The sequence below is a fragment of the Enterobacter asburiae genome (assembly GCF_001521715.1).
GTDB lineage: Bacteria > Pseudomonadota > Gammaproteobacteria > Enterobacterales > Enterobacteriaceae > Enterobacter > Enterobacter asburiae.
Genome location: NZ_CP011863.1, coordinates 3,353,443 through 3,373,293, shown reverse-complemented (window position 1 = coordinate 3,373,293; position 19,851 = coordinate 3,353,443). Strand labels below are relative to the sequence as shown.

At 57.0% G+C, this 19,851-nt stretch carries 17 protein-coding genes and 1 tRNA gene; 9 read left to right on the top strand and 9 right to left on the bottom strand.

Translation table 11 applies throughout. The features are described 5' to 3' along the window. Positions 1 to 3: 3 nt before the first annotated feature. Positions 4 to 2,073: a glycine--tRNA ligase subunit beta gene (gene glyS, locus ACJ69_RS16310; RefSeq protein WP_029740977.1), complete on the top strand. Its 2,070-nt coding sequence runs from the start codon at positions 4 to 6 to the stop codon at positions 2,071 to 2,073. Positions 2,074 to 2,328: 255 nt separating this feature from the next. Then, the gene (locus ACJ69_RS16305) at positions 2,329 to 3,948 is read left to right on the top strand and encodes an ABC-F family ATP-binding cassette domain-containing protein (protein WP_059347324.1); all 1,620 of its coding nucleotides are present in this window, start codon (positions 2,329 to 2,331) and stop codon (positions 3,946 to 3,948) included. Between the two features lie 39 nt (positions 3,949 to 3,987). Here the strand turns inward: ACJ69_RS16305 and ACJ69_RS16300 are convergent, their stop codons facing one another. Continuing rightward, positions 3,988 to 4,275 carry an HTH-type transcriptional regulator gene (locus ACJ69_RS16300; protein ID WP_029740975.1) on the bottom strand — a complete coding sequence of 96 codons (288 nt, stop codon included), beginning with the start codon at positions 4,273 to 4,275 and terminating at the stop codon, positions 3,988 to 3,990. Between the two features lie 331 nt (positions 4,276 to 4,606). Between ACJ69_RS16300 and ACJ69_RS16290 the strand changes: the two genes are divergently transcribed. Together ACJ69_RS16290 and cspE are read left to right on the top strand one after the other, a co-directional pair. Beyond that, on the top strand, positions 4,607 to 5,317 hold the full coding sequence (locus tag ACJ69_RS16290) for a DUF3053 domain-containing protein (protein WP_023309949.1): 711 nt from the start codon (positions 4,607 to 4,609) through the stop codon (positions 5,315 to 5,317). Between the two features lie 247 nt (positions 5,318 to 5,564). Beyond that, positions 5,565 to 5,777, top strand: a complete 213-nt coding sequence (gene cspE / locus ACJ69_RS16285) for a transcription antiterminator/RNA stability regulator CspE (RefSeq protein ID WP_003860775.1) — start codon at positions 5,565 to 5,567, stop codon at positions 5,775 to 5,777. Positions 5,778 to 5,835: 58 nt separating this feature from the next. On the opposite strand, the gene ghrB is transcribed toward cspE, so the two are convergent. The 6 genes from ghrB to ACJ69_RS16255 all read right to left on the bottom strand — a co-directional run bounded on the left by ghrB (position 5,836) and on the right by ACJ69_RS16255 (position 11,865). After that, positions 5,836 to 6,810, bottom strand: a complete 975-nt coding sequence (gene ghrB, locus ACJ69_RS16280) for a glyoxylate/hydroxypyruvate reductase GhrB (protein ID WP_059347323.1) — start codon at positions 6,808 to 6,810, stop codon at positions 5,836 to 5,838. A 26-nt stretch (positions 6,811 to 6,836) separates the two neighbouring features. Then, positions 6,837 to 8,117 carry an MFS transporter gene (locus ACJ69_RS16275; protein WP_023309951.1) on the bottom strand — a complete coding sequence of 427 codons (1,281 nt, stop codon included), beginning with the start codon at positions 8,115 to 8,117 and terminating at the stop codon, positions 6,837 to 6,839. 94 nt (positions 8,118 to 8,211) lie between these two features. Continuing rightward, positions 8,212 to 9,150, bottom strand: coding sequence for a sugar kinase (locus ACJ69_RS16270; protein ID WP_059347322.1), 939 nt, complete (start codon positions 9,148 to 9,150; stop codon positions 8,212 to 8,214). 3 nt (positions 9,151 to 9,153) lie between these two features. Then, a complete protein-coding gene (locus ACJ69_RS16265) occupies positions 9,154 to 9,903 on the bottom strand; it encodes a sugar phosphate isomerase/epimerase family protein (RefSeq protein ID WP_038417725.1) in 750 nt (249 codons plus the stop codon). 103 nt (positions 9,904 to 10,006) lie between these two features. Continuing rightward, positions 10,007 to 11,023 (bottom strand): LacI family DNA-binding transcriptional regulator, encoded by a 1,017-nt coding sequence (locus tag ACJ69_RS16260; protein ID WP_023309954.1) that lies wholly within the window; start codon positions 11,021 to 11,023, stop codon positions 10,007 to 10,009. A 179-nt stretch (positions 11,024 to 11,202) separates the two neighbouring features. Next, positions 11,203 to 11,865 carry an OmpA family lipoprotein gene (locus tag ACJ69_RS16255; protein ID WP_059347321.1) on the bottom strand — a complete coding sequence of 221 codons (663 nt, stop codon included), beginning with the start codon at positions 11,863 to 11,865 and terminating at the stop codon, positions 11,203 to 11,205. A gap of 211 nt (positions 11,866 to 12,076) precedes the next feature. Between ACJ69_RS16255 and ACJ69_RS16250 the strand changes: the two genes are divergently transcribed. Continuing rightward, a complete protein-coding gene (locus ACJ69_RS16250) occupies positions 12,077 to 14,356 on the top strand; it encodes a molybdopterin guanine dinucleotide-containing S/N-oxide reductase (RefSeq protein WP_059347843.1) in 2,280 nt (759 codons plus the stop codon). Here the strand turns inward: ACJ69_RS16250 and ACJ69_RS16245 are convergent. After that, complete coding sequence (locus ACJ69_RS16245) at positions 14,319 to 14,765, bottom strand: N-acetyltransferase (protein WP_032661790.1); 447 nt, start codon at positions 14,763 to 14,765, stop codon at positions 14,319 to 14,321. The genes ACJ69_RS16250 and ACJ69_RS16245 overlap by 38 nt on opposite strands. Further along, positions 14,743 to 15,324: a DNA-3-methyladenine glycosylase I gene (gene tag / locus ACJ69_RS16240; protein ID WP_059347320.1), complete on the bottom strand. Its 582-nt coding sequence runs from the start codon at positions 15,322 to 15,324 to the stop codon at positions 14,743 to 14,745. Before tag ends, ACJ69_RS16245 begins: the two co-directional genes overlap by 23 nt. A 154-nt stretch (positions 15,325 to 15,478) precedes the next feature. On the opposite strand from tag, the gene ACJ69_RS16235 reads away from it, so the two are divergent. The 4 genes from ACJ69_RS16235 (at position 15,479) to ACJ69_RS16220 (ending at position 19,720) form a co-directional block, all read left to right on the top strand. Then, positions 15,479 to 16,177 carry an autotransporter domain-containing protein gene (locus ACJ69_RS16235; RefSeq protein WP_029741571.1) on the top strand — a complete coding sequence of 233 codons (699 nt, stop codon included), beginning with the start codon at positions 15,479 to 15,481 and terminating at the stop codon, positions 16,175 to 16,177. A 238-nt stretch (positions 16,178 to 16,415) separates the two neighbouring features. Next, positions 16,416 to 17,618 (top strand): L-lactate MFS transporter, encoded by a 1,203-nt coding sequence (locus ACJ69_RS16230; RefSeq protein ID WP_033146995.1) that lies wholly within the window; start codon positions 16,416 to 16,418, stop codon positions 17,616 to 17,618. Positions 17,619 to 17,857: 239 nt separating this feature from the next. Next, positions 17,858 to 19,552, top strand: a complete 1,695-nt coding sequence (gene eptB, locus ACJ69_RS16225) for a kdo(2)-lipid A phosphoethanolamine 7''-transferase (protein WP_059347319.1) — start codon at positions 17,858 to 17,860, stop codon at positions 19,550 to 19,552. Positions 19,553 to 19,643: 91 nt separating this feature from the next. Further along, positions 19,644 to 19,720, top strand: a tRNA-Pro gene (locus ACJ69_RS16220). Positions 19,721 to 19,851 lie beyond the last annotated feature (131 nt).

The following is a 19,851-nucleotide window of genomic DNA, read 5'->3' as shown; positions in this document are numbered from 1 at the left end:
GCCATGTCTGAGAAAACTTTCCTGGTGGAAATCGGCACCGAAGAGCTGCCACCAAAAGCCCTGCGCAGCCTGGCTGAATCTTTCGCTGCGAACGTGACCGCCGAGCTGGATAACGCTGGCCTGGCACACGGTAAAATTGAGTGGTTTGCTGCACCGCGCCGTCTGGCGCTGAAAGTAGCAAATCTGGCGGCGTCTCAGCCGGATCGTGAAGTCGAAAAACGTGGCCCGGCGATTGCCCAGGCGTTTGACGCGGAAGGCAAGCCGAGCAAAGCGGCTGAAGGCTGGGCGCGCGGCTGCGGCATCACCGTTGATCAGGCCGAGCGTCTGACCACGGATAAAGGCGAATGGCTGCTGTACCGTGCGCACGTGAAAGGTGAAAGCGCGGAAGCGCTGCTGCCGGACATGATTGCCACGTCTCTGGCGAAGCTGCCGATTCCTAAGCTGATGCGCTGGGGCGCGTCCGACGTGCACTTCGTGCGTCCGGTTCACACCGTGACCCTGCTGCTGGGCGATACCGTTATCCCGGCGACCATTCTGGGCGTGGCGTCCGATCGCGTGATCCGCGGCCACCGCTTCATGGGCGAGCCTGAGTTCACCATCGACAATGCCGACCAGTACCCGCAGATCCTGCTGGAGCGCGGTAAAGTTATTGCCGACTACGAACAGCGTAAAGCCAAAATTAAAGCGGACGCTGAAGAAGCGGCGCGCCAGATTGGCGGTAACGCTGACCTGAGCGAAAGCCTGCTGGAAGAAGTGACCTCTCTGGTTGAATGGCCAGTTGTGCTGACCGCGAAGTTCGAAGAGAAATTCCTGGCCGTTCCGGCTGAAGCGCTGGTGTACACCATGAAAGGTGACCAGAAGTACTTCCCGGTATACGCCAACGACGGCAAGCTGCTGCCAAACTTCATCTTCGTGGCGAACATCGAATCGAAAGATCCGATCCAGATTATCTCCGGTAACGAGAAAGTTGTTCGTCCGCGTCTGGCGGATGCAGAGTTCTTCTTCAACACCGACCGTAAAAAGCGTCTGGAAGATAACCTGCCGCGTCTGCAGACCGTGCTGTTCCAGCAGCAGCTGGGCACGCTGCGCGACAAGACCGACCGCATTGCGGAGCTGTCCGGCTGGATCGCCCGTGAAATCGGTGCCGACGTCAACCACGCGACCCGTGCAGGCCTGCTGTCCAAGTGCGACCTGATGACCAACATGGTGTTCGAATTTACCGACACCCAGGGCGTGATGGGCATGCACTACGCGCGTCACGATGGCGAAGCGGAAGACGTGGCCGTGGCCCTGAACGAGCAGTATCAGCCGCGCTTCGCGGGTGACGACCTGCCGTCCAACCCGGTTGCGTGCGCCGTGGCGATTGCCGATAAGATGGACACCCTGGCGGGTATCTTCGGTATCGGCCAGCATCCGAAAGGCGATAAAGACCCGTTTGCGCTGCGTCGTGCTGCGCTGGGCGTGCTGCGTATCATCGTTGAGAAGAACCTGAACCTCGATCTGCAGACCTTGACCGAAGAAGCGGTGCGTCTGTACGGCGACAAGCTGACCAACGCGAAGGTTGTGGATGACGTGATCGACTTTATGCTCGGTCGTTTCCGCGCGTGGTATCAGGACGAAGGTTACACCGTTGACACCATTCAGGCGGTGCTGGCGCGTCGTCCGACCCGTCCGGCTGATTTCGATGCGCGTATGAAGGCGGTTTCCCACTTCCGTACCCTGGAAGCGGCATCTGCCCTGGCCGCGGCCAACAAGCGTGTATCCAACATTCTGGCGAAATCTGACGAGACGCTGAACGAGCGCGTGAACGCCGCAACCCTGAAAGAGCCGGAAGAGATCGCTCTGGCGATGCAGGTTGTGGTGCTGCGCGACAAGCTCGAGCCGTACTTCGCGGAAGGTCGCTACCAGGAAGCGCTGGTGGAGCTGGCCGAGCTGCGTGACGTGATCGACGCCTTCTTCGAGAAAGTGATGGTGAACGTAGAAGATAAAGAACTGCGTATTAACCGTCTCTCCATGCTCGAGAAACTGCGCGAGCTGTTCCTGCGCGTAGCGGATATTTCGCTGCTGCAGTAACGTGCCCGTTGCCCGGCGGCGCTTCGCTTACACGGGCCTACAGGTGAGAAAAACCCGCTTCGGCGGGTTTTTTTATGGCGCATCGATGAAAATTTAACCTTGAAACCGTCAACACATTACCGCTATTCTTATCCGCGTTAACTTTCTCGCGCCGGAGCGCCCCCCAAAAATGAACAAACACGACTGATGAATTTCGATCCTTGCTAAACGCCACCGCGTCGGCAGGGGATGTTTTGATTTCATTCAGGAGTGCTTATGGCTCATTTTGCGCTGTCCCCTTCTTTTATTTTGCATCAGGTCACCTGTCAGTTTCCGACGGGCGATACCCTTTTTGGTCCGCTGAATCTCACGCTGGAACCCTCCCTGTGCGCGCTGGTTGGCCGTAACGGCAGCGGGAAAACGCGTCTGCTGCGTCTGCTGGCGGGGCTGGACGAACCGGCTACCGGTCATATTGAACGCTTTGGCTCGCATGCCTGGGTGGCGCAGCAGCACGTCATTTCGCCGCAGACGACGCTGGCTGAACTGCTCGGGTATGACGCGATTTTTACGGCGCGTAAGCGCATCGACAGCGGCGATTACCAGCCTGACGATCTGGAGCTGCTTGACGGCCACTGGGATGTTGCCGAGCGCCTGAGCGAGGCGTTTATCAATGCGGAGCTACCACCGTTTGACCCGGATAAACCCGCCGGCGAACTCAGCGGCGGCGAGCGCATCCGCGCCCTGCTGTGCGGGGCGTTTACGGCTGAAGCCGATTTCATGCTGCTGGACGAGCCCACTAACCATCTGGACCGACAGGGCCGGGCGTGGTTCTACGACCAGCTCAGCCGTTTTCAGGGCGGCGTGCTGGTGGCCTCCCATGACCGCGAACTTCTGGAGCAGGTACCGCGTATCCTTGAGCTGAGCGCCTCGGGCCTGCGCAGCTACGGCGGGAATTATGCGGATTATCAAACCCAGCGCGATGCCGAACAGCAGGCGGCCCGCGCGGCGCTGGAACATGCGGCAACCGAGCGCAAACGCACTCGGGTACGCATGCAAAAAGAGCATGATGACAGCCAGCGGCGTTCGGCAAAGACATTGCGCACCGTCGATACACTGAATATCGCGTCGTTCGAGCGGGTCAAATATAAAGGCGCGGCGAAGGAGCGGATCGGTTCCTGGAAAAAACAGCACAGCGAGCAAAATGAAGCCCTCAACGCCGCGGTAAATAAGGCGCGTGAACGCGTTGAGGAAGATAACCCGGTGATGTTCACCCTGCCGGGGAGTCAGATCCCGGAGGGGAAGCAGGTGCTGGTGCTGGAGGATCTGGTGCTGCCGCATGTGCCTGTTCCTCCGCTCAACTTGCGGATGGACGGACCGATGCGCGTGGCGTTAAAGGGACCGAACGGCTGCGGCAAATCGACGCTGTTAAAAACCCTCCTCGGCGAGATTGCCCCCCGTTCGGGTACCTGTAAGGTTTCAGTCAGCTGCGCTTATCTCGACCAGCATCTCTCCCGGCTCGATCTTTCGCAGTCGGTCATGACGCATCTCAACCTGAGTCATACGCCTCTGGAAGAGGGGGTATTGCGAACCCGTCTGGCGCAGCTTCAACTGGGTGCCGACAAAGTTACGCTCCCGCTGGCGGAGCTCAGCGGCGGCGAGCGTCTTAAGGCCGCCCTGGCCTGCGTGCTGTGGCGCGCGGAGGCCACGCAGCTTCTGCTGCTGGATGAACCGACCAACCATCTGGATTTGGCCTCGGTCCAGGCCATTGAAGCGGCGCTGGCCGATTTCCCCGGGGCTCTGCTGGTGGTATCACACGATGAGGCTTTTCTAAGAGGCTTAACGTTAACGCATGAATGGGTGTGGGAAGAGGCGGGCTGGCGTTGTGATAGCCTTTAAAACACAAGCCCCCGCAGAGGCGGGGGCATTCAATCTTCACTACGCTATCTGTTTGCTGAGTGCAGGGTTGGCCTGAATCAGGCGCATCAGCCTTAACTCGGTTGGGGTGGGTTTCTCACGTTTTGACTCCCACTCCTGCACCATAGCCACGCTGACACCCATCGCTCTGGCGAATTCTTCGGTTTTCAGTCCTGTCCCTTTGCGCAATTGCTCATATTCTGTAAAGGGATTGGATTTTTGTTGCAGGGTAATTGCCTGCGGTACGTCTTTAAAAATGATCTGTTCCAGACTGCTCAGCAGCTCAAACTCAGGATCTTTATATTCCATTGAGGACTCCTCTTAAATCTCACATCGTGATCAAGAACATCAGAGAGCCAGTTAAGAATAGTCCCTAATACGAACCCAGGATCGTCACGGGTGTGATTAATCGTGCGGTAACGATCGCTTTACCCGATTCAGCGATATGGATAGTTATGCTAATTACCTGATTACTCATATGTCGGCTTCGGCAGGTATTTTTTTGTAAATGGTAAGAAATAAATCGGCAATAGCCGTTTTGCATGAAAAGAGTATCTTGCAAGGCTGACCTGGACTATCCTTGTCAGCGTCGGGCACGCGTGTGCCGGTGTGCGCTTTTTTGGGTGAAAGGAGTAATAAAATGGCGACAGGAAAGTCCTGCTCTCGCTGGTTTGCGCCTATTGCGGCGTTGTTGATGGTTGTTAGCCTGAGTGGGTGTTTTGATAAAGAAGGCGATCAGCGCAAAGCGTTTATCGATTTTCTGCAGAATACAGTGATGCGCAGCGGCGAGCGGTTGCCGACGCTGACTGCGGATCAGAAAAAACAGTTTGGCCCCTTCGTGTCCGATTACGCCATTCTTTATGGTTATTCACAGCAGGTGAGCCAGGCGATGGATTCCGGAATTCGTCCCGTGGTGGATAGCGTGAACGCCATCCGCGTTCCGCAGGATTATATGACGCAGCGTGAACCGCTTCGCCAGTCCAACGGTGCGCTTGGCGTGCTGAGCCAGCAGTTGCAGAATGCGAAAATGCAGGCTGACGCGTCACGTTCTGCGCTGAAGCAGGGCGACGATCTCAAACCGGTCTTCGACAAAGTGTATGAGAAAGTGGTGACGAAACCGTCTGAAGCGCTGCAACCGCTGATTCCGGCCGCGCAAATCTTCACGCAACAGCTGGTTCAGGTGGGCGACTTTATTGCCCAGCAGGATACTCAGGTAAGCTTTGTTGCCAACGGCATTCAATTCCCGACCTCGCAGCAGGCAAGCCAGTACAATACGCTGATTGGGCCGCTGGCCTCCCAGCATCAGGCCTTTAGCCAGGCCTGGAGTGCCGCAGTCACGGCCACAGAATAAACCGAAAAAACCCCGCGCCTGGCGGGGTTTTTTTATGCTTATCGAAAATAACGCTTGTCATTCTTCTACCACATCGGTATAACTATCCCCGTCGGTTTGTTACACAGACCTAAAGCAGTTTAGTAAAGCAGTCCAGATTGTTATCCATAGATACCCTTCGTTGTGACCCTTCCTTCATCGCTTAAAAATCTGTAACGCAATCCATCAAGCCGGAAGGCTCAATATATTTGTTAATAAGGTAATTTCTATGTCTGCTAAAATGACTGGTCTGGTAAAATGGTTCAACGCTGATAAAGGTTTCGGCTTCATCACTCCTGACGATGGCTCAAAAGACGTGTTCGTACACTTCTCTGCTATCCAGAACGATGGCTACAAATCTCTGGATGAAGGTCAGAAAGTTTCCTTCACCATCGAAAGCGGCGCTAAAGGCCCAGCAGCTGGTAACGTTGTAAGCCTGTAAGCTTCCAACCCAGTAGCACAAAATTCAAAAACCCGCCTTCTGGCGGGTTTTTTCGTTTCTATCGTTGCACCTGCGGGTTCACGCAGTTTATCTCCACCTTTCCGCTAAGGGCGGCGATGAGATTATCGACCGCAGTGGCCGCCATGCTGTAGCGCGTCTCATGGGTGGCTGAGCCGATGTGCGGCAGCGCAACCACGTTAGGCAGCGAAAGCAGCGGGGATTCCACCGGCAGCGGCTCCTGCTCAAAGACGTCCAGACCTGCTGCATGGATCTCACCGTTCTGCAGAGCTTCAATCAGCGCCTGCTCATCCACCACCGGGCCGCGACCCGCGTTGATGAAAATGGCGGATTTCTTCATTTTTTCAAATGCGGATTTGCCAATCAGATGACGCGTTTCGTCCGTCAGCGGCAGAACCAGACAAACAAAATCGGCTTCCTGCAGCAGAGTATCCAGCTCGCAGTAGCGGGCGTTGAAGCGTTCCTCGGCTTCACCGTGATGGCGACGCGCGTTATACAGAATCGGCATGTTAAAACCAAAATGCGCGCGCTGCGCCAGCGCCAGCCCGATACGCCCCATGCCAACAATGCCCAGCGTTTTGCCGTGAACGTCCACGCCGAACCAGTCCGGACCAATGCTTTTTGTCCACTCGCCCGCTTTCACGCGCCCGGCGACTTCCACCACGCGACGGGCCGTGGTGAGTACCAGCGCCATCAGCGTATCGGCCACGGTTTCCGTCAGGGCATGTGGCGTATGCATCAGCAGGATCTTGCGGGCATTAAGGGCATCCACATCGAAGTTGTCGTAACCCACGGAAACGGTAGAGGTAGCACGAAGCTTCGGCATTTTCTCCAGCAGGGCGACATCCACTTTCTCGCTTGAACCCAGCAGGCCTTCGGCGCTGGCGAACGCTTCGGCGTGCTGTGCCACGGTTTCCAGGCTCAGGTTCTTCACCTGCGTGACGGTGAAGTGTTCTTCAAGGCGTTTCTGCAGATCTTCCGGCAGTGCTTTGTACAAAATGACGGACGGCTTCATGCTAATCTCCGTTGATTTTTAAGGATTCAGGCGTGGCGTGCGCCGACAGGGTGTTGTTGATTATTAGCAGGCTTAACAATCAGAGTAAGCCACACGGAGGCGAAAAGCGCCACCCCCATAAAGATGTACGATGCGGACGGGCTGCCGGTGGCACCGTTCAGGTAGCCGACAAACCAGGAACCGCAGAACGACCCCAGCGCACCCATACTGTTAATCAGCGCCATCGCGCCACCCGCGACGTTACGCGGCAGCATTTCCGGGATGATGGCAAAGAATGGACCGTACGGGGCGTACATGGCGGCACCGGCGACCACCAGCAGGGTATAAGAGGCCCAGAAGTGATTTGCGCCCACGGCCCACGAGCCGATAAAGGCAAAAGCAGCGATCAGCAGCAGCGGCCAGACAAACAATTTTCGGTTCTGCAGCTTGTCCGACGCCCAGGAGACGACGATCATGGCGATGGTCGCGGCCAGATACGGTACGGAAGAGAGCCAGCCCACTTCTACCATGCCGAGGTTCTCACCGCCGCTGCGGATAATCGACGGCAGCCACAGCACAAAGCCGTACACGCCAATGCTCCAGGTAAAGTACTGCGCGCAGAGCAGGATCACGTTGCGCGAGCGGAAGGCTTCACCGTAGTTGCGTACCGCCTTCAGACCTTGCTGTTCTTTATCCAGCTGCGCCTGCAGCGCTGCTTTTTCGTCTTCGGAAAGCCATTTCGCCTGGGCAGGTTTATCCTTCACCAGCACCCACCAGCAGAATGCCCAAATTACAGCCGGGACCCCTTCGATGATAAACATTTCGCGCCAGCCGAAGGACTGGATCAGGTAGCCAGATACCACCGACATCCACAGTACCGTCACCGGGTTACCGAGGATAAGGAAGGTATTCGCGCGCGAGCGTTCAGATTTGGTAAACCAGTTGCTGATGTAGATCAGCATCGCCGGCATAACCGCCGCCTCAACGACGCCGAGGATAAAGCGAATGGCGGCCAGGGCAGGAATATTGTTCACCACGCCGGTCAGTGACGCGCAGGCGCCCCACAGGATCAGGCAGACGAAGATCAGCTTACGCACGCTGCGGCGTTCCGCATAAATCGCGCCGGGGATCTGGAAGAAGAAGTAGCCCAGGAAGAAAAGGGCACCCAGCAGGGAGGAGATACCTTTGGTGATGCCAAGGTCCTCTGTGATCCCCGCCGCGGACGCGAAGCTGAAGTTGGCACGGTCAAGGTACGCCAGGCTGTACGTGATAAACACGATTGGCATGATGTACCACCAGCGTTTTACTGCATTGGTTGAACTGTTCATAGGCTTGCCTCTGTTGTTGAGGTTGTTACCGCCGTTGTCTGTAGGGTACACGGTGGCTTAATTATTTGGGCCCTCTCCCTGTGGGAGAGGGTATTTAAACGCCGAGCTCTGCTCGCGTTGGTAATCCTTCGCTGTCGCCCTGCACCTGAATGGCCAGCGAGCCAATCTTGTTGCCCCGCGCCACGGCCTGCTGCAGCGTTTTGCCTTCCAGCAGGGCGCTAATCACGCCCACGGCAAAACCGTCGCCCGCGCCGACGGTGTCGACAACGTTTTCAACCTTCACCGCCGCGACAGCGCCCTGTTGGCCGTCGGCCGTCTTAAACCATGCGCCATCGGCACCGGTCTTCAGCACCACCGCTTTTACCCCTTTATTCAGGTAGAAATCGGCAATGCCTTCCGGCGTGCTTTCGCCGGTCAGGATCATCCCTTCTTTCAGGCCCGGCAGAACCCAGTCCGCTCTGAACGCCAGACGGTTGAGCTTCTCGACCATTTCCGCTTCGCTTTTCCACAGCACCGGGCGCAGGTTCGGATCGAAGGAGATCGTTTTTCCCTGGGCTTTCAGAGTGGCTGCCGCGTGATCCAGCAGCTCATACGAGCTGGCGGACAGCGCTGCCGCCACGCCGCTCAGGTGCAGGTGGCGCGCGGAAGCGAAATAGTCGGCGTGGAAATCCGCTACAGAGAGGTGGCTGGCGGCCGATCCCTTACGGAAATACTCCACGATGGGATCGGTTCCATTTTCGACCTTAGATTTAAGCTGAAAGCCGGTAGGGAAGCGTCCATCAAGGGTGACGCCTGCGGCATCAATCCCCTCTTTTTTCAGCGAGTCGAGGACGAAATGGCCAAAGCTGTCGTCCCCCACGCGGCTGACCCAGCCGACGTTCAGGCCGAGACGCGCCAGGCCGGTCGCGACGTTCAGCTCTGCGCCCGCCACGCGTTTGATAAAGTGTTCTACCGCGCTCAGTTCGCCCGTTTCAGTGGCGACAAACATCGCCATGGCTTCGCCGATCGTGATGACATCCAGCTTCTTGTGCATGGTTTACTCCTCGCGCAGCAGGTTGACGTAATGGCGGGTAACGGCGGTTAAATCCGTCCCTTCCAGCGGGAACTCGATACCGCGCGGGGCATCGGCAGGCAGCTGGCCGAGCAGATCCAGCCAGCGCGCATCGGCGTGGTCCGGCGCCACGGCGCGGAAGTTATCTTTATGCGGCACGGCGGCTTTAACGTGGATATAGCTCACCGCAGGGGCGAGGTGACGCGCGGCCTCTTCGGGCGAATCGCCAACCCACAGCCAGTTACCCATGTCGAAGGTCAGCGTGACGGGGAGCGCCATTTCCCGACAGGCGGCCTGGAAGCGCTGCATGGGCGCGAGCTGACCGCAGTCGGTCTGATCGTTCTCCACGACCAGCGCCATGCCGCTTGCGTTCAGCAGGCTACGCAGGGCGTCGAGAGGCTGCGCGTCGCGGAAATGGCCCAGGGAAACCTTCAGCCACAGGGCGTTCAGGGTGCTGGCCTCAGAGAGGTAGCGGGTCAGGTCCGGGTTGAGGGTGCCGTCGGGCATAAACAGGGCGGCGGGGGCGGAGTAGCACGCCAGCAGGCCGAGCAGCTCGATGGATTCTCCCAGCGCAGGCAGCGCCAGCAGCTCTTCACTGCTGAACAGTTCCCGGCGGATCTCTACGCCGTCTGCCCCCGCGCCTGCAATCACGGGCAGCATTGCCCGCTGACCGCCTGCCTGTCGCACCTGTTCCGCACCGTACGCGGCGGTGACCACCATAATTTTCCTGCCCATCTTCGGACTCCATCGCAACATATCAATACTATTACGCTAGATGGAACCGGTTCCAAAGAAAAGGTCAGGATGTCGAATTTATGATCGGTATCACAAGGGAAAATTAACGCGCCGTGGAGCCGCGAACGATCAGCTCGCCGGAGAAGACCTGCTCGCGAACGGCATCGCTGGTGCCTTCAATGCGACGAACCACTTGTTCAACAGCAGCATAGCCAATCTGCCAGGTGGGCTGTTTGAGTGTCGTAATGCCGACGCCCGCCAGCTCCGCCCACTCGAGTTCATCAAACCCCAGCAGACCGATATCGCTGCCCCAGTGCAGGCCAATGCGCTTGAGCGAGCGGGCGACCTGAAGCGTCAGCGCCCCGTTGGCGGAGATAACGGCTTTGCGCATCCCGCGATGGCGCGTGTGGAACTGGCGCAGGGTGTTGTCGAGCTGGTCAGCTTCGTGAAGCGGCGTTTCGGCATTTTCGGCGATTACGCCAGGATATCGCTCCAGCGTGGTGCGAAATGCGCTCAGGCGTTCGCGACGGGTGTTGACCATCCCTAAGGGTTCACTCAGAAACAGAATGGCCTCGAAGCCCTGTTCGATCAGATGTTCGGTGGCGGTAGTAGCGGCCTGGGTGTTATCCAGGCCGACCACATCGCAGGCAAATTCCGGGATTTTACGGTCGATAAGGACCATAGGCAGAGATGACTGCTGCAGGCGGTTTAAACCCTCTTCCCGCATGCCCACCGCGTTCACCACAATCCCTTCGACCTGATAGCTGCGCAGCAGATCGAGGTAATGCAGCTCCTGGTCGACTTCGTTGTTGGTATTACAGACCAGCGGCGTGAAACCCTTCTCGCGACAGGCGGCTTCAATACCGCTGAGCACGTTAACGGAATAGGGGTTGGTGATATCGGCGATGATTAGCCCGATAAGGCGGGTGCGGCCGCGTTTGAGCCCGCGCGCCATGAGGCTGGGACGGTAGTCGAGATCGGCAATGGCCTGTTCAATACGCGCCAGCAATGCGTCGGACAGCAGGTGTTTCTCGCCGTTGAGGTAGCGCGAAATGCTGGTTTTACCGGTTTTGGCGGCTTTCGCCACGTCGCTGATGGTGGCCCGGGCTGGTTTGCTCATCGCTGATTTCCCTGAATTTAGTGAGAATACCTTAGCGGGAAAATCTGGCGAATCAAGTAATTTGCCCGGTGGCGCTGCGCTTACCTGGGGTGCGGTCTGGTGCCCTCACCCCAACCCTCTCCCACGGGAGAGGGTGCAACCACTAAAAACGGCAACGAGCGTTGCCGTTTTGCTTTTACCTACTGAATTGGGCTTAACGTAATCTCAACGCGGCGGTTCTGCGCTTTGCCTTCCGCCGTGCTGTTGCTGGCGATAGGGTTGGCAGGGCCCATGCCGCTGGTGCGAATGCGGTTGGCTTCAACGCCCTGGGTAATCAGCGAGCTGGCCACGGCGTCGGCGCGCTGCTGGGACAGACGCATGTTCAGATCCTGGCTGCCGGTGCTGTCGGTATAGCCAATCACGTTAACGGCGGTCTTGTTGTACTCTTTCAGCACCATCGCCACGCCGGTAAGGGTGTTTGCGCCCGCGGGTTTCAGCGTTGCGCTGCTGCTGTCGAAGGTCATGTTGTTCGGCATATTCAGGATGATGTTATCGCCGCTGCGCGTCACGCTCACGCCGGTTCCCTTCATTTTGTCGCGCAGCTTCGCTTCCTGCACGTCCATGTAATAGCCAACGCCGCCGCCCAGCGCCGCGCCCGCCGCTGCGCCAATCAGCGCGCCTTTGCCGCGGTCTTTCTTGGAGGAGGAGAGCGCTCCAACGCCTGCGCCGACCAGCGAGCCGATACCCGCGCCAATGCCGGATTTACCCGCTTCACGCTCACCGGTATAAGGGTTAGTTGTGCAGCCAGAAACAGCCAGTGCACCGCTCACCAGAGCGGCAATAACGAGTACGCGTTTTTTCATCTTCTTTCCTTAATCCTTTTTATTCTTTGCCACGGCGAGCGTGGCAGTTGATTATGACGTCCAGATACGGAGAAAATTCCGGGTATAACTCTGAAATTTGTGACAAACCATAAACTGCCTCAGAAAGAAGGCCGTAAACCTGCACGCAACCAGGAGCGCACGCTTGAGCACCTCAACGAAAACCATTCTGACCGCCGCCCACTGGGGGCCGATGCTGGTCGAAACCGATGGCGAAAATGTTCTGTCGTCCCGCGGGGCACTGCCAACCCAACATCCCAACTCGTTACAGACCGTCGTTCGCGATCAGGTGCATAGCAAAACGCGCGTGCGCTGGCCGATGGTGCGTAAAGGTTTTCTGGCCTCGCCGGATAAGCCACAGGGGATTCGCGGTCAGGATGAGTTTGTTCGCGTGAGCTGGGATGACGCGCTGGCGCTAATCCACGCCCAGCACAAGCGCATTCGCGACAGCTACGGTCCGTCGTCCATTTTCGCCGGGTCGTACGGCTGGCGTTCTAACGGCGTGCTGCACAAGGCCTCGACGCTGCTGCAGCGTTACATGAGCCTGGCGGGAGGCTATACCGGCCATCTCGGGGATTATTCCACCGGCGCGGCGCAGGCGATCATGCCGTACGTCGTGGGGGGGAACGAAGTGTACCAGCAGCAGACCAGCTGGCCGCTGGTGCTGGCGCATACCGACGTGGTGGTGCTCTGGAGCGCCAACCCGCTGAATACGCTGAAAATTGCCTGGAATGCCAGCGACGAGCAGGGCATCGGGTATTTCGACGCGCTGCGCAAAAGCGGCAAGCGCATCATCTGCATTGACCCGATGCGCTCTGAAACCATGGATTTCTTCGGCGAAAGCGCCGAGTGGATTGCCCCTCATATGGGCACCGACGTGGCGATGATGCTGGGGATTGCCCATACGCTGGTAGAAAACGGCTGGCACGATGTTGAATTCCTGGCGCGCTGTACCACCGGCTTCGATAAATTCGCCGACTACCTGACGGGCCAATCCGATGGGGCTGCGAAAACGGCTGAGTGGGCGGCAGATATTTGCGGGGTATCTGTAGATAAAATCCGCGAACTGGCGGCGTTGTTCCATAAAAATACCACTATGCTAATGTCCGGCTGGGGAATGCAGCGTCAGCAGTTTGGCGAGCAAAAACACTGGATGCTGGTAACGCTTGCCGCAATGCTTGGGCAGATCGGCACGCCGGGCGGGGGTTTTGGTCTCTCCTATCACTTTGCGAACGGCGGTAACCCGACGCGTAAAGCGGCAGTGCTGGCGTCTCTGCAAGGCTCGGTGCAGGGTGGCGTCGATGCCGTGGATAAAATCCCGGTGGCGCGGATCGTTGAAGCTCTGGAAAACCCCGGCGGTTTTTATCAGCACAACGGTCTGGACCGCCACTTCCCGGACATTAAATTTGTCTGGTGGGCGGGCGGGTCGAACTTCACGCACCATCAGGATACCAACCGCCTGATCCGCGCCTGGCAAAAGCCGGAGCTGGTGGTGATTTCCGAGTGCTTCTGGACCGGCTCGGCTAAGCATGCAGATATTGTGCTGCCGGCGACCACCTCGTTTGAGCGTAACGATCTCACCATGACCGGTGACTACAGCAACCAGCATATGGTCCCGATGAAGCGCGTTGTCGCCCCGCGCGATGAGGCGCGTGATGATTTTGACGTCTTTGCTGAACTGAGCGAGCTGTGGGAAGCGGGCGGTCGCGAGCGTTTTACCGAAGGGAAAAACGATCTGCAATGGCTGGAGACCTTCTACCAGATTGCCGGACAGCGCGGCGCGGCGCAGGGCGTGACGCTTCCGGCATTTGCTGAATTCTGGGAAGCGAACCAGATCGTCGAGATGCCGGAGAGCGAACAGAACGCGAAGTTTGTCCGTTTTGCCGATTTCCGCCGCGACCCGGAGAGCCACCCGCTGAAAACCGAGAGCGGAAAGATCGTGATCTATAGCGAGCGCATCGCCAGCTTTGGCTATGCCGACTGCCCGCCACACCCTATGTGGCTCGAGCCGGACGAGTGGCACGGCAACGCCCAGCCGGAACAGCTGCAGGTGTTGTCAGCGCATCCCGCGCACCGTCTGCACAGCCAGCTTAACTATACCTCCCTTCGCGAGCAGTATGCGGTCGCCGGGCGAGAGCCGATCACGCTGAATACCCTTGATGCGAAAGCCCGCGGGATCGCGGACGGCGACGTGGTGCGCGTCTGGAACTCGCGCGGGCAGGTGCTGGCAGGGGCGGTGGTGAGCGACGGGATTAAACCGGGCGTGATCTGCATTCATCAGGGCGCATGGCCCGACCTTGAGCCCGCCGAGGGAGGGATCTGTAAAAACGGGGCGGTTAACGTGCTGACTAAAGATCTCCCCAGCTCGAAGCTGGGGAATGGCTGCGCAGGGAACACGGCGCTGGCCTGGGTAGAGAAATATCAAGGCCCCGAGCTTACCTTAACGGCGTTTGATCCGCCTGCCAGCTCATGATCCACGTCGGGTGCTGGGTATCATCCTGCCAGGCGCTGTCTTCAATGCGAAAGCCCTGAGCATGGTAGAAATTCACCGCCCGGACATTTTTCTGGTACACCTCCAGCGTTAAATGCGGGAAGCGCTGTTGAACATGGTTCAGCAGCGCGCGCCCGATGCCTTTCCCGATGCATGACGGTGCGACAAACAGCGCGCCGACAAACTGAGACTGCATCACGCTGATAAATCCGTATGGCTCGCCATCCTGTTCCCAGACCCAGGTTTCCGCCGACGGCAGGTAAACGTCCCGCACCATGGCCTCGTTCTCTTTCCAGTAACCCGGCTCGATAAACGGATGCGCTTCCGTGGTGCTTTCAAGCCACAGGCTCAGAAGCGGCGCGGTATTCTCACTTTGCCATTTGCGGATCATGATGGCCTCCCGGATGACAGAAGCAGCCGGTAACGTGGTCGTTGACCAGGCCACAGGCCTGCATAAAGGCGTAGCAGATGGTGGAGCCGACAAACTTAAAGCCGCGTTTTTTCAGGGCCTTCGAGAGGGCATCCGAGGCCGGGGTAGAGGCCGGGATTTCCGCGAGCGTGGCGGCCTGGGTGACCTGCGGATCGTTGTTCACAAACGTCCAGACAAAATCTGAGAACGATTCGCCGTTATGTTCCATCGCCAGGTAAGCGCGTGCGTTACCGATGATGGCCTGGATCTTACCGCGATGGCGGATGATGCCGGCGTCCAGCACCAGGCGTTCCACGTCTTCATCGGTCATGGCGGCGACGGCGACAGGATCGAACTGGTGGAAGGCGTTGCGGTAGTTTTCGCGTTTCTTCAGTACCGTAATCCATGACAACCCCGCCTGCTGGCCCTCCAGGCAGATCATCTCAAAGAGTTTTTTGCCATCCGTTTCCGGCACGCCCCATTCCCGATCGTGATAGTCGATATAAAGCTGATCCTGGCTCACCCAACCGCAACGTTCCATCCGTCATCTCCCTTATTGATACTGATTTCGCAAAAATTTCGTTCTGACTGGCTTGACGTGTTTACTATAAAGACAATAGTTAATACAAGGGCTATAAGCTCTTCCTGAATAACGACAAATATCGCCGAATTCGGCTCTCTCTGGGGTCGCGTTGATGATGATAAATAAAATCAGTGGTCGCCATGCTGCTTCTGGCCTGGTGGGAATTTCAGCCTGCCTGTTTTTTTGTAATACAGCGTCTGCCTGGCAACAGGAATATATCGTTTCAGACGCCCAAAATAATACGGCGGAACGCTATACATGGGACGCGGATCACCAACCGCGTTATGAGGATATTCTTGCTGAGCGTATTCAGTCTTCGCAAAACGCGCCGGGTCTTGCCCTGAATATACCGTCTGGCAGCACGACGGAGGGAGCGATGAGCGTGGGCTGGAATTTTCCTGTTTCAGCGCGTATCACCACCGGTCCGGTAGTGGCGTGGCGGTACGACGGCACGGCTCCCATGATGATCAACGAGTTTGGTGATAGCGCGTCGACGCAGGCACTCACCGACCCGCTCTGGCATGCCAGCGTCAGCACGCTGGGGTGGCGCGTGAATACCCAGTACGGCGATCTCCGTCCGTGGGCGCAGATTAGCTATAACCAGCAGTTTGGTGAAAACCAGTGGAAATCGCAGTTTGGTATGCCGCAAACGCCAGCCCCTGCCCAAAACGGTAGCTGGATGGACGTCACCGTGGGAACGGATATTCCTTTTAATACGCACGTGGCGGCCTATGCGTCGCTGGCTCAGGGGGAGCACACCACCACCGGTGAGGAGTTTTTATACACCCTCGGCGTTAGCGCAAATTTCTAGAGTTGTTACTTTTTTAAACGTTACTATAACATCTCGAATACAACAACCACGGGCTTTACAGCGATAGCGGGTACTAACACGCTGTCGCTTTATTCCCGGGCCAGGCCATTCATTCCCGATTCCAGGCATTTCATTCCGTTCCGCCTGCATTTCATGCCGTTTTACCCCAGGCGTATTAAGGTTTTGTTTATCGTTGTCCTCAGCGAACTTCCTTAATTTCTCTTGCAGGACAACTGCCATGAACACATCAACTTATAACCGCACGCGCTGGCTTACGCTCTTTGGCACCATCGTCACCCAGTTTGCGCTGGGGTCGGTCTATACCTGGAGCCTGTTTAACAGTGCGCTTTCCGACAAACTCGGCGCACCGGTCAGCCAGGTTGCGTTCTCCTTTGGTCTGCTGAGCCTGGGTCTGGCGATTTCGTCTTCCGTCGCGGGCAAGCTGCAGGAGCGTTTTGGCGTGAAGCGTGTGACCATGGCGTCCGGCATTCTGCTGGGGTTGGGCTTTTTCCTGACGGCGCATTCCAGCAACCTGATGATGCTGTGGCTGAGCGCCGGCGTGCTGGTGGGGCTGGCGGATGGCGCAGGTTACCTGCTGACCCTGTCAAACTGCGTGAAGTGGTTCCCGGAGCGTAAAGGCTTAATCTCCGCGTTCGCCATCGGCTCTTATGGCCTGGGCAGCCTCGGGTTCAAATTTATCGACTCCCATCTGCTGGCGTCCGTTGGCCTCGAAAACACCTTTATGATCTGGGGCGCAATCGTGCTGGTGATGATTCTGTTCGGCGCCACGCTGATGACCGATGCGCCGCAGCAGGAGGTCAAATCCGTTAACGGCGTGGTGGAGAACGACTTCACTCTCGCGCAGTCCATGCGTAAGCCGCAGTACTGGATGCTGGCGGTGATGTTCCTGACGGCCTGCATGAGCGGTCTGTATGTGATCGGCGTGGCGAAGGATATCGCGCAGGGGATGGTGAAGCTGGATGCGGCAACGGCGGCGAATGCGGTGACGGTGATCTCCATCGCTAACCTCTCCGGTCGTCTGGTGCTCGGTATTCTGTCTGACAAAATCGCCCGCATCCGTGTGATTACGATTGGGCAGGTGGTTTCGCTGGTCGGCATGGCGGCGCTGCTGTTCGCTCCGCTGAATGAAGCCACCTTCTTCGCGGCGATTGCCTGCGTGGCCTTTAACTTCGGCGGCACCATTACCGTCTTCCCGTCACTGGTGAGCGAGTTCTTTGGCCTGAACAATCTGGCGAAAAACTACGGCGTTATCTATCTGGGCTTCGGCATCGGCAGTATCTGCGGCTCGCTGATTGCCTCCCTGTTCGGCGGGTTCTACGTGACCTTCTGCGTCATATTTGCCCTGCTGATTATCTCGCTGGCGCTCTCGACCACGATTCGCCAGCCGCAGCGCGAAGTATTCAAAGAAGCGCACGCGTAAGCTGTATGAAAGAGGCCTCTGTGGCCTCTTTTTTCTGTATGCGAGACGCTTCCCGTCTCGATAATTTGTAAAAATTTACACCGATCACACTCTCTGCTGCCACTTTTCTCTCCCGCTGTGGTCTACTTATCGCGCTTGTAGACGTTTCTAATAACGCTTCCTTACGCATTTACTTACTCTGTCCGCTTTCTCTTTGAGATTCGTCGGGTTTTTATACCCCTTCCCCCAGGGTTGTTTGCATGAAATACATTAGGTCTCTTACCCAGCAAAGATTGTGTCTGATGCTGGCTGTCTATATCGGATTATTTCTGAATGGCGCGGTACTGTTCAGAAGAGTGGAAGGTTATTTTGAAAACCTTACCGTAAGTAATAGTATTTTTGCCGCCATTGAAGTATTCGGTTCCGTCCTCGCCACCTTCTTCCTCTTACGCCTGCTTTCTCTTTTTGGCCGACGTACCTGGCAAATTTTGGCCTCGCTGGTGGTGATTATTTCTGCCGCCGCAAGCTATTACATGACCTTTATGAACGTGGTCATTGGGTACGGTATCGTTGCCTCGGTGATGACCACGGATATCGATCTCTCGAAAGAGGTGGTAGGGAAAGGCTTTATCGTCTGGACGGTTTTAACCTGTCTGATACCGCTGTTCTTTATCTGGAACAATACGTGCCGCTATACGCTGCTTCGCCAGCTGCGCACGCGTGGACAGCGGATCCGCAATATCGTGGTTGTCCTGCTGGCAGGCTTGCTGGTATGGGCGCCTATCCGCCTGATGGAAACGCAGCAAAAACGCGTCGAAAAAGCGACGGGCGTGGATATGCCAAGCTACGGCGGCGTGGTGGCAAACTCCTATTTGCCGTCCAACTGGCTGTCAGCATTAGGTCTGTATGCCTGGGCGCAGGCGGATGAATCCAGTGATGTGAAGTCTCTGATCAATCCACTGAAAAAATTCACCTACCAGCCGCCAGCCGACGGGATTGATGATACGTACGTCGTCTTTGTCATCGGTGAAACGACGCGCTGGGATCATATGGGCATTCTCGGCTATAACCGGGACACCACGCCAAAGCTGGCGCAGGAAAAGAACCTGGTGGCCTACCGTGGCTACTCCTGCGATACCGCAACCAAGCTATCGCTGCGCTGCATGTTTGTGCGTGAAGGCGGTGCAAGCGATAACCCGCAACGCACGCTGAAAGAGCAGAACGTGTTTGCCGTGCTGAAGCAGCTTGGGTTTAGCTCAGACCTGTTCGCGATGCAAAGTGAGATGTGGTTCTACACCAACACGCTGGCAGATAACATTGCGTACCGTGAGCAGATTGGCGCCGAACCGCGTAACCGCGGTAAAAACGTCGACGACATGCTGCTGCTGGAAGAGATGTCGCAGTCCCTCAAGAACCATCCGCAGGGCAAGCATCTGGTTATTCTGCATACCAAAGGGTCGCATTACAGTTATTACCAGCGCTACACGCGTGATTTCGCGAAGTGGCAGCCTGAGTGCGTGGGCATTAATAAAGACTGCAGCAAGCAGGAGCTGATCAACGCCTACGACAACTCGGTGCTGTACGTGGATACCTTCCTGAGCCGGGTCATTGACCAGCTGCGCGATAAAAAAGCGATTGTAATTTACGCGGCAGATCACGGTGAATCCATCAACGAGAAAGAGCACCTGCACGGTACGCCGCGCAAGCTGGCACCGCCGGAGCAGTTCCGCGTGCCGATGATCATGTGGATGTCGGATAAGTACCTGGAAAACCCGGAGAAGGCGAAGATGTTTGCTCAGCTGAAGAAAGAGGCGGATATGAAGGTGCCGCGTCGTCACGTTGAGCTGTACGACACCATTATGGGTTGTCTCGGCTATACCTCACCGAATGGTGGGATTAACGAAAACAACAACTGGTGTAAACTCCCTGATAACAGCGTAAAAGCCGCGCAGTAGCTGCTCTGGCGAGAATATCGCCAGTTGAATGGCTTTTTGAAAATAAGGGATTGACGGGGGCGCACCTCAGCAGTAAGATGCGCTCCGCATTCGGCGAGTAGCGCAGCTTGGTAGCGCAACTGGTTTGGGACCAGTGGGTCGGAGGTTCGAATCCTCTCTCGCCGACCACATTCTGAAAAGGGCTAACCGCAAGGTTAGCCCTTTTTGCATTATGATCTTATCCCGCCAGAGTATCCAAAATGCCCCTTAGGCCTGCTTCTCCCTGCCTGTTAACGATTTTGTGACATAATCCATTGTAT